At 69.4% G+C, this 14,837-nt stretch carries 11 protein-coding genes and 2 pseudogenes; 6 read left to right on the top strand and 7 right to left on the bottom strand.

The window, feature by feature from the left end; all coding sequences use genetic code 11:
• Positions 1-56: 56 nt before the first annotated feature.
• Together ACH4TV_RS34600 and ACH4TV_RS34595 are read right to left on the bottom strand one after the other, a co-directional pair.
• The gene (locus ACH4TV_RS34600) at positions 57-1,106 is read right to left on the bottom strand and encodes a GDSL-type esterase/lipase family protein (protein ID WP_398405422.1); all 1,050 of its coding nucleotides are present in this window, start codon (positions 1,104-1,106) and stop codon (positions 57-59) included.
• Between the two features lie 800 nt (positions 1,107-1,906).
• A pseudogene (locus ACH4TV_RS34595) lies at positions 1,907-2,266 on the bottom strand (DUF6461 domain-containing protein); the annotation flags it as partial.
• Between the two features lie 202 nt (positions 2,267-2,468).
• Between ACH4TV_RS34595 and ACH4TV_RS34590 the strand changes: the two are divergent.
• Positions 2,469-3,203 carry a dienelactone hydrolase family protein gene (locus ACH4TV_RS34590; protein ID WP_398405210.1) on the top strand — a complete coding sequence of 245 codons (735 nt, stop codon included), beginning with the start codon at positions 2,469-2,471 and terminating at the stop codon, positions 3,201-3,203.
• A 74-nt stretch (positions 3,204-3,277) separates the two neighbouring features.
• Here ACH4TV_RS34590 and ACH4TV_RS34585 read toward each other — a convergent pair whose 3' ends face one another.
• Positions 3,278-4,222, bottom strand: a complete 945-nt coding sequence (locus tag ACH4TV_RS34585) for a hypothetical protein (RefSeq protein ID WP_398405209.1) — start codon at positions 4,220-4,222, stop codon at positions 3,278-3,280.
• A 143-nt stretch (positions 4,223-4,365) separates the two neighbouring features.
• Between ACH4TV_RS34585 and ACH4TV_RS34580 the strand changes: the two genes are divergently transcribed.
• Positions 4,366-5,166 (top strand): hypothetical protein, encoded by an 801-nt coding sequence (locus ACH4TV_RS34580; protein ID WP_398405208.1) that lies wholly within the window; start codon positions 4,366-4,368, stop codon positions 5,164-5,166.
• Between the two features lie 430 nt (positions 5,167-5,596).
• A complete protein-coding gene (locus tag ACH4TV_RS34575) occupies positions 5,597-7,516 on the top strand; it encodes a hypothetical protein (RefSeq protein WP_398405207.1) in 1,920 nt (639 codons plus the stop codon).
• A gap of 622 nt (positions 7,517-8,138) precedes the next feature.
• Here the strand turns inward: ACH4TV_RS34575 and ACH4TV_RS34570 are convergent.
• The 3 genes from ACH4TV_RS34570 to ACH4TV_RS34560 form a co-directional block, all read right to left on the bottom strand.
• Positions 8,139-8,744, bottom strand: a complete 606-nt coding sequence (locus ACH4TV_RS34570; RefSeq protein ID WP_398405206.1) for a Fic family protein — start codon at positions 8,742-8,744, stop codon at positions 8,139-8,141.
• A complete protein-coding gene (locus ACH4TV_RS34565) occupies positions 8,731-9,429 on the bottom strand; it encodes a hypothetical protein (protein ID WP_398405421.1) in 699 nt (232 codons plus the stop codon). Before ACH4TV_RS34565 ends, ACH4TV_RS34570 begins: the two co-directional genes overlap by 14 nt.
• Before the next feature lie 518 nt (positions 9,430-9,947).
• Entirely contained in the window at positions 9,948-10,877 is a 930-nt protein-coding gene (locus ACH4TV_RS34560) for a serine protein kinase RIO (RefSeq protein ID WP_398405205.1), read from the bottom strand.
• A 211-nt stretch (positions 10,878-11,088) separates the two neighbouring features.
• Between ACH4TV_RS34560 and ACH4TV_RS34555 the strand changes: the two are divergent.
• The 3 genes and pseudogenes from ACH4TV_RS34555 to ACH4TV_RS34545 form a co-directional block, all read left to right on the top strand.
• Positions 11,089-11,376 (top strand): annotated as a pseudogene (locus tag ACH4TV_RS34555) (hypothetical protein); the annotation flags it as partial.
• A gap of 575 nt (positions 11,377-11,951) precedes the next feature.
• Positions 11,952-12,245 carry a hypothetical protein gene (locus ACH4TV_RS34550; protein ID WP_398405204.1) on the top strand — a complete coding sequence of 98 codons (294 nt, stop codon included), beginning with the start codon at positions 11,952-11,954 and terminating at the stop codon, positions 12,243-12,245.
• 364 nt (positions 12,246-12,609) lie between these two features.
• The gene (locus ACH4TV_RS34545) at positions 12,610-13,569 is read left to right on the top strand and encodes a DUF1152 domain-containing protein (protein ID WP_398405202.1); all 960 of its coding nucleotides are present in this window, start codon (positions 12,610-12,612) and stop codon (positions 13,567-13,569) included.
• Between the two features lie 241 nt (positions 13,570-13,810).
• On the opposite strand, the gene ACH4TV_RS34540 is transcribed toward ACH4TV_RS34545, so the two are convergent.
• Positions 13,811-14,836, bottom strand: coding sequence for an LD-carboxypeptidase (locus tag ACH4TV_RS34540; RefSeq protein ID WP_398405200.1), 1,026 nt, complete (start codon positions 14,834-14,836; stop codon positions 13,811-13,813).
• Position 14,837: the final 1 nt, after the last annotated feature.

Below are 14,837 nucleotides of genomic sequence, written 5' to 3'. Positions count from 1 at the left end.
AGCGGCGTAGCCCTCACCCGGACTGCCCATTGATCACGATTCACGCAGGAGACGGTCTACGTCGCCGCACACGTGGCCGTCACCGAAGGCGTGCCGGCCGCCGCCGACGTACTCGCGAGGAAGCCGAAGGTGGTGCTCGCCCCCGCCGCCACCGTGCCGTTCCATCCGGCGTTGCGTACCGTCGTCCCGCTCAGCGCGCCGTTCCAGACCTGGGTGACCTGGCTGCCCGTCGGGAGTGCGAGGGTCACCGTCCAGGAAGAGATCGCCGCCGTGGACGAGGTGTTGGTGACTGTCACCTCACCCTGGTAGCCCCCCTGCCACACCGACGCCGCGCGGAAGGCCGCCGAGCAGCCACCGCTCCCGGGGTCCCCGGGACCTCCCGGGCCACCTGGAGTGAGCAGCGCCGACAGTGCCGGGTACCAGCGGGCCGCCATCTTGGCGTCGCCGGAGGCGTTGGGGTGGACGCCGTCGTAGGTGTCGGTGGCGGTGTCGAAGCCCGTCCACTGGTCGACGACGGTCACCGGTGACTGCGTGGTGGTGATGCCCTGGGCCCAGGCCGGAATGCGCTGGTTGAAGGCCACCGTACGAGCGGCGCACTCGGCGCAGCTGCTCGGATTGATCGGGATGAGCTGGGCGACCAGCACCTTCATCGCCGGGTTGCTGGCCCGCATCTGGCCCACCAGCTTGGTGTACGCGGCCAGGATGGTGTCCGGCGCGATGCTGCTCCAGACGTCGTTGGTGCCGAAGTGCATGACAACGATGTCCGGCTGGGTCGCCGCCAGCCATCCGGGCAGCAGGTTCTGGTCGGCGGTAGCGGTGGCCTGGAAGCCGCCGTGGCCTTCGTTGTCGGCGTCGTGCGTGAGGGCGCAGCTCTGGGCGTTCAGTGTGCCGACGAAGTCGATGTCGGTGTAACCGGCGCTCTGCAGCTGGCTCCAGAGGAGGGAGCGCCAGCAGCCTGGGGAGCCGGTGATGGAGTCGCCGAGCGGCATGATCCGTACGGGGGTCGCTGCGGCGGCGGGCGGGGCGCCGGCCAGGCCGAAACCGGCGGCGAAGACGAGCAGGGCGGCCAGGAAAGTGGCGAGGAGGGGGTGGTGTCTGCTGCGCACGGGGTGTCCTTCCCGGAGGGGGCGGGAGCGGGAGTGCGGTACGCAGATGTGGGAGCGCTCCCACATCTGCGTATTGTTCATCAAGCCACTGTTGTCGCTGGCACGTCAATAACTCGGACAGGCCGGACTCGGCACCCTCGGTGCTGCCGGAACCCCGTTCCAGGGTGGGCCCAGGCGTGGGGGTCTCGAAGGCCGATGGAGCGCGAAGCCGGTAAGGCCGGGCACACGGCTGGCGTCGACGGCGTCGATCCAGGGGCTCCGCCGGGTGGGGTGGGCCGAGACTGCCGGTCGTGGTGCAGGTGCGGTTGCCGGTCCGCTCGCTCAAGAGGACTTCTTCGCCGGGGAGTTGGTGGTGAAGGGCCGGGCGCCGGTCAGGCCCTCGACCTGGTCGACGGCATCCCTCCCGCCGCCGGACGGACCGGCCGCCCACGAAGGAACGACTTGAGCCTGTTCTGGTCGACAAGGTGTGCGACCGACTCGTGCGCTGTGCGCCGTGAACTTCGGCGTCGCCGGATCCGGGCGGTGATCTCCCGCAGGGGCGCCCTGAACGTCAAGGGCCTGGGAAGGCTCCGCTATGTTGTTGAGCAGACCTTCGCCCTGCTGCACCAACTCAAGCGTCGGCCGTGCGGTGGGAGCGACGCCTCGACCTCCGCAATGCCTTTGTCTAGCTGGGTTGCGGCCTCATCTGCTGGCGACGGCTCAAGAAGGCTGCCGAGCCATGATCGCAGAAGCCCCCGTGGCGGCAAGTTCCCTTGTAGAGGGTGGCGAGTACGCCGCGAAACCCTACCCGCGCTCGCTCGCTACTCACCTGTCTTCTGCCCCGAACGATCCCTGGCCGGCAGTTCGTTGTAGGTGATCGCGACCGGCGCGTTTGCCTCCGCCCGTACGCGGTCCGACGCCGTCGCGATCTCCTCGTAGGTCCATTCCCTGTGCAGGCGCTCCCCGTGGGCATCGGTGATGTCGATGACCACGCCGGTCCACTCCTCGGCGGGCTGTTCGGGGACGAGCCCCAGCTCGTACGTAGCGTCCTGGAGGAGGGACGCGGTGACGCGTATGCCGGTGAGTCTCTCGGCCAGAGCGAGGACCGCCGTCTTACCCGCATTGATCGAGTCCTCGGTGGCCGTGCCTTCGCTGAGGTTGGTGATTCCGCTCTCGCTGATCCTGGCCGGTGGGATACGTTGGACGGCGATGACTACCGGGACGGCCTTGCGCCACACACGGATTGGTGACCCGGTGCTCTCCTGAGCGCCGTACGGGCCGATGCCGGCTCGCTGTGGGATCGAGGGTCCGGCGCTGCTGCGCGGGATCCGCCTCCTGTCGTGTTGATCACAGCTCGACACGTCAACCACGACAGGAGAATTCATGCTCACCAAGACGCTGCACATTCCCACCGCGGACGGCCAGGCCGACGCTTTCGCCGCCTTCCCCGACGGTGGCGAGCGGCACCCAGGGGTGCTGATGTATGCCGACGCCTTCGGTATCCGGCCCGTGCTGCGGGAGATGGCCCGCGAACTGGCCGGGCACGGGTACTACGTGCTCGTCCCCAACTTCTTCTACCGGCACGGCCCGGCACCGGTGATCGACCTTCCCGAGCACATCGGAGAAGAGGCCCGGCCCCAGATCATTGCCCAACTGATGCCGTTGATCGAGGCGCACACCGCCGAACGTGTCCTGAGCGACGCCGACGCCTACCTCACGTTCCTCACCACCCGGCCCGAGGTCGGCGCCGGACCGATCGCGGTGACCGGCTACTGCATAGGCGGTCTCCTGGCGATGCGCACCGCCGCGGCCCACCCCGGTCAGGTGGCCGCCGTCGCCGCTTTCCACGGCCCCGTGGGCGCCGACGGGCCCGACAGCTTTGCCAAGCTGACCGCCCAGGTGCATCTCGGCCACGCCGAAGGCGACTTGACACCCGAGGCTCTCGGCGAGCTCAACAAGGCCCTGGACGCCGCGGGTGTCGACTACACCTCCGAGATCTATCCCGGCACCGTCCACGGCTTCACCATGTCCGACACCGACGCCTTCAACCCCGCCGCACTGCAGCGCCATTGGGACTGCCTGGTGCCCCTCCTCGACCGCACCCTGGCCAACAGTTGAGCGTGTTCCTTGACGTCCCGGTGGTCCCCGGGACGTCAAGGAACAAGGGTTCGTCCAGGTCGGTCGTGGGTCTTCTACGAGTCGGTCCAGCGGTGCGGGTGACCGGATGAATCTGTGGTGAGCCAGGTTCCGTCTCCAAGTGGCTGGATGTCGTAGGGATTGTCAGTGTGTGCGTCGAACTCGGTTCGGACGTGGCCCGAGCGCACATCGACGCGGTAATGGCGGAACCACTCCTGCTCGTCCTCGGTTTCGCCGGTGAGGGTGACGATGAGGGTGTCCGGGCTCAGGTACCCGCCGCTCCATTCCACGAAGATCTCGTCCGGGTCGTGTCCGAAGGCGTCGACGGAGAGGGCGAACGTCACCTCGCCGTCGGGGTAGGTGTGGACGGCGAGGTCGGTCTGCTCGTGGTGAACGGTCATGAAGTGGTGTCCGTCGGGCGCCAGGTCGATGAGGCAACGGTCGCTCCAGGGATAGCAGATGAGATCCATCTGTCCTCTGGTCAGCGACGCACGGTAGATGACCGAGCCGTCCTGCCCTTCGCCTACGTCGAGGAGGACCTGATCACTCGCTGGGTGCCGCAGTTGCTGTCCGCCATGCCCGACGGTCTGCAGATCCGCCTGCGCGATGACCGCTCCGGCCTCGGCGTCCAAGGCGACCCACTGGTCGGGTCGGTTACGGCCGGCCATGGCGTCAGGCCGGTAGACCCACACCACCCGTTCGTCCCACGACAGCACACAACTGGGCCGGTGTCCGTGTTGCTGGTCCGACTGTGGCTCGAACTGCGACCGCCAGACCTCGGCCCCGTCTGCCGTCACGCAAACGGCCGCGTTGAGGGTCGTGTAGTAGGCGTGCTGAAGACCAGCGGCAACGGCGTGGTCAACGACATGGTCCTCGGGAGTCGGCCGAAAGACCATGACGGGCGACAGCACACCCCTGGCATCGGCAGCCAGGTCATAGGCGCAGATGCGTCCGTCAACGAGCCGCGTGATGAGCTGCGGGGGGCGGGGGGATCGAGCCATGCGTCGGAGGTTAGCGTCTGAGCAGATTTTCGTTGCGGGGCCCTGGCAGGCGGCCTGTCGCTCAATTGTCGGTCCGGGAGGAGACTCCGGGAGGAGACGATGAGGGACACCAGGGGGCACGCTAGGCTGCGGTTCTTCGGTGGATGGGGCATGACATGTGGCAGCGGGGGATACGGGTGGTCGTGCTCGGCGCGGCCCTGGTGGTCCTCGTCGGCTGCGGTACCCAGACCGCCGAGACCGAGGAGGCGACAGACGCGGCCACGGCCTCCGGCTGGACGCTCGCCGCTCCGATGCGCATCGACGGCGTCCGTACCGCCGACGGCGGCCGGTCTCTGGTGGTCGATGCCGACGTGCCCGACGGGGCACGCGACTGCGTGCGCGGCCTGCGGGGTGAGCTCGACACCGTCGAGCACGGCACGGTGTACGCGAAGGTCACGTTCGAAACCCGCTCCCTGGACCAGGACTCCGGCTGCACCGGCACGCGGCGGGTCAAAGCGACGGTGAAGCTGGGCGAGCCCCTGGGCTCCCGCAGGGTCATGGTGAACAGCATGGACGTGTACACCCCCGTCGGTGCCACGCCGCCCGCTCTGCGGCAGTGCGGTGAGAACGGCTGCGACCCCACGCCGCCGCGTTGCACCTCTTCCTCGTACGGGCAGGCGGTCAACGACACGGACATCCCCAAGCACACGAGTTGGGAGGAACGCGGCTGCGACGACACGTGGTTGGTGCTGGACCTGTCGACCCGGATGGGGCCGGCGTGCGGTGACGCCGGCGACGGATGCTCCTCCTCTCATGTCTCCCAGCGCTGGTTCTACCGGGCCGAGTCCTCGGGCTGGCGGCCGGTCGCCACGAACGGCGATGCGGGGTGCGCCGGGATCCGCAAAGTCCTGCCGGAATTGCCCGAGCACCTCTGTGCGTCATTGCCGCGGCTCGACCGCGGCTGATACCCCGAGCCTGCGGCTGCTTGGTCACTGGAGCAGGATCATTTTGCGGAGTAGCTCGACTCGAATCCGGCCCGCCCGTAGAGCTGTCTTTTGATCTTTTTCATTCGATTCGCGGCACCCTCCACACTCTGTGCTCCAGTGGAGACTCAGCCCGGCGACCACGGCGTCCAGATCATGGGGCTACCCGCGGGCGAAGCCGGTGATGCCGGGCAGCCGCGCGAAGTCGCGTACCAACTGCGCGGCGCACTCCGGCTCGGGGTATGCGGCCGGCACGGCCTTTAACTGGTGCTGTTCGTCTTCGCGAGGGTGCCGGATGCCGGGTGATCCAGCTGAACGACCTCACAGCCAATGACGTGTTACGCGGGTGAGGGCCGGTTGCGCCCGGGCTGAGGACCTTGTCCCGCCGCCGGCTGACGGGGATCATGACCGCGTGCAGCCCCGAGAGGAACTTCGAGAACTGCTCGTACGTGCCGGGCTCACGGTCGTCGAGGAGGTGCGCCCGGGCAGCCTGTTCCCGCCGGAGGCCGGCTGGCGCATCGCGCGGGGGATCGCGGCGCCGGACGGTACGGCCCGGGAAGCGCTCGACGCCGTGTGGTGGAGCCGCCTTTCCGATGCCGACGGCGAGTTCCTGGTGGCCGTCCTCGGACATCGGATCGGCGGCAACGACTCCTGGTGGACCCGGGTCCACTACGTCGGCGGCGCTACGCCGGAGCTGACCGGCGACCCCGGGTTCATGGCGCTCTCCCTCGACGGGCAGGTGCTGCTGGCGCAGGTGCCCGGCGCGGACGGGCCCCGGGTGACGGCCCTGGACCGACTGCCGGAGCGGCTGGAGGAGGCCGCCGCGGCCGCCGGGTGCGAGACGGAGGCCGAGCGCGCCGAGGTGTGGGCGGCGGTGCCCGGCCGACGTGCGTGGCCATTGCACTGGGCGCAGGGAATCGGGTCCAATCCGGCCGCGCCGGACGAGTTGCTGATCCGGCTGCTGGATGTGGAGGTGGGCTTCCTGCACGGCTGCGACCGGCCCGCCGTCCTCGACGCCGCCGTGGCGCACCCCGATCCGCGGGTGCGATCGGCACCCGCCGACACCTTCCGGCCCAAGCTCACGTCCGAGCAGTGGGTACGCCTGGTCCGCGCCGAACCGTCGCCGGGCCGGCGCGTGCTCTGGGCCGAGCATGCCTGCATCTGGGGTGCCGAACTCCCCGAGGACCTGTACGACGACCTCCTCGCCGGCCCGTCCCGCGCCCTGGCCGCCGAACTCCCGGGGTTCCCCGCACACCACCTCCCCAGCCTCGCGGCCGACGCCGATCCCCGGGTACGGACGGCCGCCTGCGACCGGTGGGAAGACCTCGCCGCGCCGCTGCGGGCGCGGCTGCTGGCCGACACCGACAACGCGGTGCGCACGGCGGCGCTGCTCGCCCACCACACGGGCCTCCCCATGCCCCGCGAGGTCTTCGCCGCGCTGCCCGCGCCGCTTCGGGCGCTCGAACGGTGCCGCCTCGAGCCCGAGTTGGAGGCGGGGCTGGTCCGGGACGGGGACCCGGAGGTACGCCGGGCGCTGGCCGCCAACCCCAGCCTGGGCGCGCACGGCGTCGCCGTCCTGGCGGAGGACCCGCACGACGACATCCGCTCCGCGGTGGCGCTGCGCCCCGACCTCACCGAGGAGCAACGGGCCGCGGTGCGCTACGACTTCGACCCGACGTCGATGTCGCACACCCTGCCCTGGGTCGCGGATCTGCACGGCGACACCGACGCGATGCGCCGACTCGCAACGTCGTCCCATCCGCTCGTGCGCCGCAGTGTGGCCCGTGCCCGGCATCTCCCACCGGACGTCGTGGAGCGGCTGGCGCGGGACGAAGACCGGACGGTCCGCCTGTTCCTCGCCGAATCGTGCGAGGACGCGCCGGCCGACATGCTGCTGGAGGTCTGGCGCTGGTGGGACGGCAGCTTGAGTCACCCCGACCGGCCCCGCAGCCACCCCCACTTCCCCCGTGCGGGCCTGCTGCGCTACGCCGACGACCCCAGCGGGCGGATGCGCCGCCTGGCCCTGGACGATCCGGAGTCGACGGCGGCCGACGTCGCGCGCCTGGCCCGGGACCCGGAAGCCGAGGTGCGCCGCCACGCGGCCGAGGACCTCCGGCTGTCACCGGCCGATGCCGTGCGGCTGCTGGACGACCCGGCGGCCCACGTCCGCGAAACCGCGACACGCAATCCGCGCCTGCCGGCCCGCGTCCTGGCCGGGCTGCTGCACGACCGCGACACGGCATGTGCGGCGGTCACCAATCCGGCGATCCCGGTCCCTGTCCTGCACCGCATCCTGGCTACGGCCGCGGCAGCCGTGGCAGCCCCGCGCTGAACACCGATGCCCCGCACCGCGGCCGTGGCGGCCTGACGCTGAACTCCGGCGCGCCTTGAGCCGGTCACCCCTGCGCCAACCCCCCGAACACCCGCCGGAGCCCCGCTGTTCCTGCGTACGCCGTCGGCGGGCTCCGGCAGAGACCGGGATGCTCGAGTACCAGCGACTCCTGGAAGCCGATCCGTCGTGCCGCGGTGGGCTCGCAGAGGATTGCGGACGAAGAGCACCTGGCGCTCGCAGGTTCCGCCGGAGGTGATCCGTTCGAGTTCCACAGCCAGTGACCGGGGCACTGGCCGTCCCAGACAGGTAGCGAGCACGTGGGTGCAGATCGGCAGCCGGTCGAACACCTGGGCAGGTCCTGTGGCGGAGGCCTCCAACTGCCGTTGCCGTTGCCGCTGCAGAACGACGATCTCGTCGTCGGTGTCCGCGCTGATCCGGGCTGTGGGGAACGTGGGGCCGGCCGTCGAAGGCTGTACCGCCGACGCTGAACCGTACGAGCAGGAGGAAGTAGACCAGATGCCGTAGCCGCGCCCAGACGGCGCAACAAGGGCCGGCTGCCCGGCGGTTCGGCCCTGCTGTTGCCCCGCCCCCGCGAGGAGTAGAGGAACTTCGACGAAGGAGGTCAACGGCGGCGGTTGAGTACGCCGATGAGAGTGGCCAGGTCGGCGGCGCCTGCCGGGTCGTCCGCATAGCGGTTGATCTGGAGAGGGCCGACCTCTGGCAGGACGATGTCCTCGCGGGCCAGGAGGTGGACCAATGTCAGGAGAGCCGCTCGGGCATTGCCGTCGGCGAAGGGGTGGAAGAACGCAACGTCGAGGTACACGCGAGCCGCGCGGGCCGCCAGCGGGAGCTCCGCGTCGGTCGCCTCGCGCAGGCACAGGAGGAAGTCGGCCTGAGTGCGCGAGGTCAGTCCGTAGCGCTCGCGGCCGGCCTTCGCACAGGCATCGTTCGTACGGAAGGGCGCTTCTGCTTCGCCGAGGACTTCGCGCTGCCACGCGGACAGCAGCGCGAAGTCCAGTGGGGCGTGACGTTCAGCATCGGCACGGGCCAGGGCGTATGCGGCGAGTAGACGCTTTGCGCGGACGGGGTCGCGTCGGCTGACCGGCCCTTCGCACCACGTCCGGAATCCGTCGCTCGCAGGCAACACACGTCGCAGGACGGGGGCTTGGTGCCAGTTGGTCTCACGGCGTATGCGCAGCCAGACCGCAAGACTGTCAGTAGCGGTCATGGAGTTCCTCCAGGACTTCTCGCTCGCGGTGGTCCCGGTAAGGGGCATGGCCCGTGAGGCCGACGGCGAGGTCCTCACCCACAGACTCGATCAGTGTCCGCCCAGGAGCGACCCAGCTCTCGAACCGTCCGCCGATCGCGGTCTTCACCGCCTGATCGGCTTCGGCATGGCCCATACCGGTCGTGGTGAGGAACCAGCGCAGGACCACCGCGGCCTGCCCATGCCAGGCACCCTCCGCTCCCGAGTCCAACGCGACGGTCACGAGCCGGACGCAGGCTCGTTCCAGATACCAGCTGCGCTCTTCGGAAGGTGTCTCTGGTGGCGGCGCAAGCTCCGTAAAACGCTGCGCCAGTCGCTCCAGCCACTGGCGCCACTCCAACAGCGCGGCCACGACACGGGCTGCGGTCTCGTCAGGGGTTGTCACCGAGTCCGTCCCGGCGACCCAGCTACCGATGACTCCGCCGTACCGGTAGCTCCAATTCCATCCCTGAGCCCAGTTTCCGTAACGCAACCGAATGATCGCGTCCACCTGGCTCTCACACCAGCGTTCGCCCTCCCACCAGCCCGCCATACCGGAGAGGACTGGCGGTACCCATTCGCGGACCAGCGTGCAGAGACGGGCCTCCTCGTGCTCGTCCCATCGAAATGGGTGACGGGCCGGGTCGAAATCATCCCAGTTCTGCATGCCCACGGCCGGGGCAGAGGGTACGAGGTTCTCGGGCAAGTGCAGGTTGTCCCGGTTGTACGTCAGCGTCAGCCCGCCTTCTCGGTCCTCTGCGATGGGCTCAACAGTCTCGACTCCCAGACCTGGGGTTGGCGAACGGTTTTTCGCACCGTCATACGAGCGAGGCCACGGCGGTCGGAGACTCTTGATGGTCCGCAAGGCATACGGGACAACAGCCACCGCGTCCGCGCCACCTTCGCCGCGCGATGCTCACCGTTCCGGACAACCTGCTTGGCATCCGTCGTGGCAGAGAAGTCGGCGTCCGGCGCGAATGTGCACCCGAGGAAGGTCGCGTCGGCCAACGCGGAGCCAGGCCACGACCTCGCCCTGCCCGCGCAGGTTCAGCCCGCCAATCCGCCGCCCTCTCAACCGGGTCGCCGGCCGGCCTCGACCCGGTGGTCGAGGCCGGCCGGCGACCGACCTGGACCACCCGTCCTCGGCTGCGCCTCACGAGCGCACCCCAGCGCTGGCCGCCTGGTTCAGAAGGCGTGTGCCATCAGCTCCGCGAACAGCGCGTGCTCGTCGGCATCGAGGCCCCGCGAGCGGAACCAGCCGCAGATGTTTGCGCAGTCGCGCTGGAGGAAGCCCATCGCGTTGAGGTTGCCGACCAGGTCGACGATCTGTGGCAGGTCGATGATGACCAGCCGCTCGCCCGCCGCCAGGATGTTGTACGCCGAGAGGTCGCCGTGCACGACGCCGTTCTGCACCATCGTCGCGAGCGCATCGGTGAGCTGCTCGAAGTAGGCCGCCAGCAGCTCGGGTGAGGGTCGAGTCTGGGCGAGCCGGGGCGCGGTCTCGACGGCGCCGTCCTCGTCGACGACGGTGATCCACTCCATGAGGATCTCGGTGCCGTCGATCTGGACCGGGTAGGGCACCGGCAGCCCCAGGCCCCAGAGCCGCACCAGTGCACCCCACTCGGACACCGCCCACTCGCCGGCCGCGACCTGTCGGCCGAAGGTGCTCTTCCGCTTGAGGGCCCGCTCGTCACGCGAGCGCTTCATCGAGCGGCCCTCGGTGTAGGACGCGGCACGGTGGAAGGTCCGGTGCTCGGGAGAGCGGTACCGCTTGGCCGCCATGACCACGCCGGCGGTGGGGTCGAGCGGGTCGGCGCGCTCGACGAGGTGGACGTCGGCCTCCTTGCCGGTCTTGAGGACGCCGAGGTCGGTGTCGATCGCGCCCTGCGAGGTCACCACCCAGTCCGGGAGCGGCTCGGGGCCTCGGCAGAGGGGCTCGACGCCGAGCCAGGTCGACCAGCGCTGGCCGTCCTCGAGGTCGGCGTAGGGACGGAAGTCGAAGACGAACCGGTCGTCCAGGTCGTCCGGCGGCGGGACGCGGCGGTAGGCGTCCGTGCTGAAGGCGTCAGGAAATGCCGGGTCCTGAGGGTGCTGCGAGAGATCGTCGTGAGACATCGCTGGAGGTGCTCCATGAAGTGAGAGAGAGGCGGTCTGCGGGCAGGCCGAGGACAGTCGTAGTCACGGTCGTGCCTCCTCTCGTGGAGCACCGGGCAGTTCCCGGAGTCCCGCCCATGGTGAGGGGCGGACACCGGGAGCGGCAACCGAATAAAGCGGCCAGCGGCGCGCGGCCCAGCGGTGCCGTACGTTTCCGGCATCACCCACCGCACCGGGCTCGCAGGTTCCGGTGTGGTGGGAGGGCGGCTGGCCTGGTCGGAGCTGTCGGTGGACTATCAGCGCGTCCTCACCGCGCTCGCGGACCGGGACCGGGCTGCATCAAGGACCGCTGACCTGCCAGGAGTTGTCCGTGATGCTCGGTCTGGACGCGGTGCCGGCCGGATTGGAGGCGCTGCGGTCGAAGGCGAAACGCCTGGTCGCGCGGGGCTGGCTGGCCGTGCGGCAGCCGGGCCGGTTCCAGTCTCGCGCAGGGACTGGCGGGCAGGGCGGCGGGTCATGAGCAGGGTCATCGCTTCGGCGCTGGTGGTGCGGCGTTCGAGGTCGCGGGCCGTACGGCGGGTGTGCATCAGGTGGGCGAAGAGGCGCTCGACGATCCAGCGCTTGGGCAGGACTACGATGCCGCGCATGTCGTCGTTGCGTTTGACGCTCGTCAGGACCAGGGCGAGCACGGTGAGGCAGTGGGCGACGAGGCTGCCGGTGTAGCCGACGTCGGCCCAGACCGGTTCCAACTGGCGGTGTGTGCCAGCGACTTGCCGCAGCAGCTGGCGGGCGGCTGGGCATGCCACCAGCCCCCGCGCGTGAGACGACGGCGTGCCCGGCCCGCCCGGCCCGCCCGGCCCGCATGGACCCGGCGCGCCGTCGGCGTGAGGGGTGACGTGCCACGGGGCCGCCGTGGTCGGCGCTCTGTGGTTCAGCCCGGCCAGGTCCCAGCGTGGTTCATGGCGAGGTTCCGCTGCCGTCTTCGCGGAACGACGGCACCTCCTGGACGCCGGCGTCCGTGCGGGCTCCTGGTAGCTGGTAGGTGTTCAAAGGGTGCGGCATTCGCCTGTCACGGGTGTCTGATAGATCCTTGCTATGACGTTCCTGGTGGTGGTCGAGGGTGACGCGGGCGGATGGTGCATCGATCGGGATGCGCTGACTGAGGCCATCTGCGCTCGGTGGGCCGGGGCCGAGATCGACTCAACACACCGCAGCGCGGTACGCAGCTTCATATGGGAGTTCGAGACGGAGTCCGGCCCGGGCGAGGCGTATCTGCACGCGGACGGCACCTGCTTGTACATGGACGTCTGGCAGGAGGACGCGATCTGGTTGGCGACCGTCTTCCGCAGGCTGATGCCCACAGACCTTGACCTCGTGTTCTGCGAATGAGGGTTACACCTTCGACGTTCGTCTCGTGGCCGGGACTTCCGAGGCCGAACTCGCGGAGTTGGCCGCGGCCGCAGGATGAACTCCTGCGGGCCACTGATCGGCGAGCCGGGCCGCCCCGGCGCCGCGCCGGGCAAGCCGGTTCTGTGAACCGCTCGAACGGGAGGCGGCCGTGCGGCGTTCCATACGACCAGTTCGCCGTTGGTGTGAGCTGTCTGGGGTGTCTCATGAGCGGGTGCCGGCCAGGGCCCGTCACCGCATCAGGCCGACTCTGACGGTCGAGGCCGGAGGCCTTCATTCTTGTTGTTCCGCGGCTCCGTCGTCGGGCGGGAACGCGGGAGTGCGGGTTGCCGGGACAATGATCGGCATGACGTCTCTCCACTCCAACCCACTTTTCACTCGGCTTGCCGATGCCGAACGGATCCTCGTCGCGGGTGCGGGTGGCGGATTCGACATCTACTCCGGCCTGCCGTTGGCTCTTTCCCTCTTGCACCAGGGCAAGCAGGTGCATCTCGCGAACCTCTCCTTCAGCGCACTCGAGGGTCTTCCGATCGACGACTGGGCCGCCCCCGACCTGGCCGCGATCACTCCCGACTCCGCTTTGCACCAGAGCTACTTCCCCGAGCGGACCCTTGCCCAGTGGCTGCACCGGCATGGCTACCCATCCACCGTGTACGCCTTCCCCCAGACCGGGGTACGACCGCTGCGCGCCGCCTACCAAGCACTGATCGAGCTGCACCGCGTCGACGCTGTGGTGCTGGTCGACGGCGGTACGGACATTCTGATGCGCGGCGACGAAGCCGGGCTGGGCACTCCGGAGGAGGACATGGCCAGCGTGGCGGCACTGGCCGCGCTGGACGGTGTACCGACCCGGCTCGTCGTCTCGGTCGGCTTCGGTGTGGACGCGTACCACGGCGTGAACCATGTGCAGGTACTGGAGAATATTGCCGCACTGGAGCGCGACGGCGCGTACCTCGGTGCGTTCTCGATACCGCGTGCCACCCGTGAGGGCACTCTCTACCTTGATGCGGTGACGCACGCTCAGCAACACACCCCGGAGTACCCCAGCATCGTGAACGGTTCCATTGCGGCAGCCGTGCGCGGCGCGTTCGGCGATGTCCGGTTCACTGACCGCACCCGGGGCAGCGAGCTGTTCGTGAACCCGCTGATGTCCCTGTACTTCGCCTTCGACCTCCCGGGCCTGGCAGCCCGCTGCCTCTACCTGGACCGGATCGAGGACACCCACCTGATGCGCCAAGTCCATTCGCGGATTGCCGAGTTCCGCGAATCCATCGTCACTCGCCCGCCCCGCCGCTTCCCGCACTGAAGACCAGGCCGTTCACATCCGTCCAGCCCGAAGTCGGCCAACTTGAGGAAGCGTCAGGTACGGGGCGAGCGGCACGGCGCACCCCGGCAATCGAACACAACCCTTACTGTCCGTGACACCCCCCCCGTGATCGCTGACAGATCCGTGAAGTGGCCCCACCCTGGGTCTTGCGGTGGGACAGTGGATGTGGCGCGCCGAGGATGGGTGCTGCCGAGGCTGTCGGCTCGCTGATCCGCGTTGCTCAGGCGCCCGGTTGTCCGGTCAACGCGAGCGGGCGTACCGCCGGTTCGAGCAGCGACAACGTCCGCTGCTGCGCGTCGAGAGCAACACGGATCCCGACGGGCATCGGCAGATTCGGGCCGGCGTGTCCGAACTCGACGTTGCCCAGGACCGGGATGTCACGGTCGCCGAGGACATCGAGGACGATCTCGCGCAGGGTCCGGGACGCGTCGGGCGAGTCGAGTCCGTCGATCCCGTCCGGGATGCCCACGACCATGCCGGAGATCCGATCGAGGATGCCGGCGTGCCGCAGTACCTGCAGGTAATTCCACACATACGCTGCCAGGCCCCTCGCCTCCTCCCAGAACAGCACCGCACCGTCGAACTGTTCGAGCGGCAGCGCGTAGGGCGTCGCCTGGTTCAGCACGATGCGGTTGATCACTCCGCCGATCAGCCGGCCTTCGGTGCGACCGGCACGCCAGCACTCCCACGTCGGGGTCGCCGGCAGCGCGCCGATCGGCTCGGTACCGGTCAGCAGCGTCGAGTAGAGCTTCTCGAGTTCCGCCCTGCGTGCCGCAGTCGCGCGCTGCCAGTGTCCGCCGAGTCCGGGGGTGGCCAGGTCGGTGTGGAAGCCGACCAGACCCGTGCGCGCGTAGAGCACCAGATGCAGCAGCGAGATGTCGCTGAAGCCGAGGATCGGCTTGGGGTCGGCAGTGATCGCCTCGAAGTCGATCAGATCGAGGTATCCGAGCGCCGTCTGGCCGCCGTCATGCGCGATGATCGCGCGCACCTCGGGATCCCGCAGAAGAGCGTTGAGCTCTTCGGCGATCTCCGCCGGCCGAGCCGCGCTCCACCAACGGTGCCGCCCTCCTTCAAGGAGCGGTGCCCGACGCACACGGAATCCCATCCGCTCGAGCACGACCACGGCCTGCTCGAGGTCGGGCTCGTAGGCGGCATGGAGTGGCCCGGACAGCGATGCGACAACGACGAGATCTCCGGGCCTCACGGCACGAGGTCGAAGCGGTTGAGGCAGTGCAGTGAGGGTCACC

Source organism: Streptomyces sp. NPDC020898 (genome assembly GCF_044333925.1).
Classification (GTDB): Bacteria; Actinomycetota; Actinomycetes; order Streptomycetales; family Streptomycetaceae; genus Streptomyces.
This window is presented reverse-complemented; position numbering and strand designations above follow the sequence as displayed.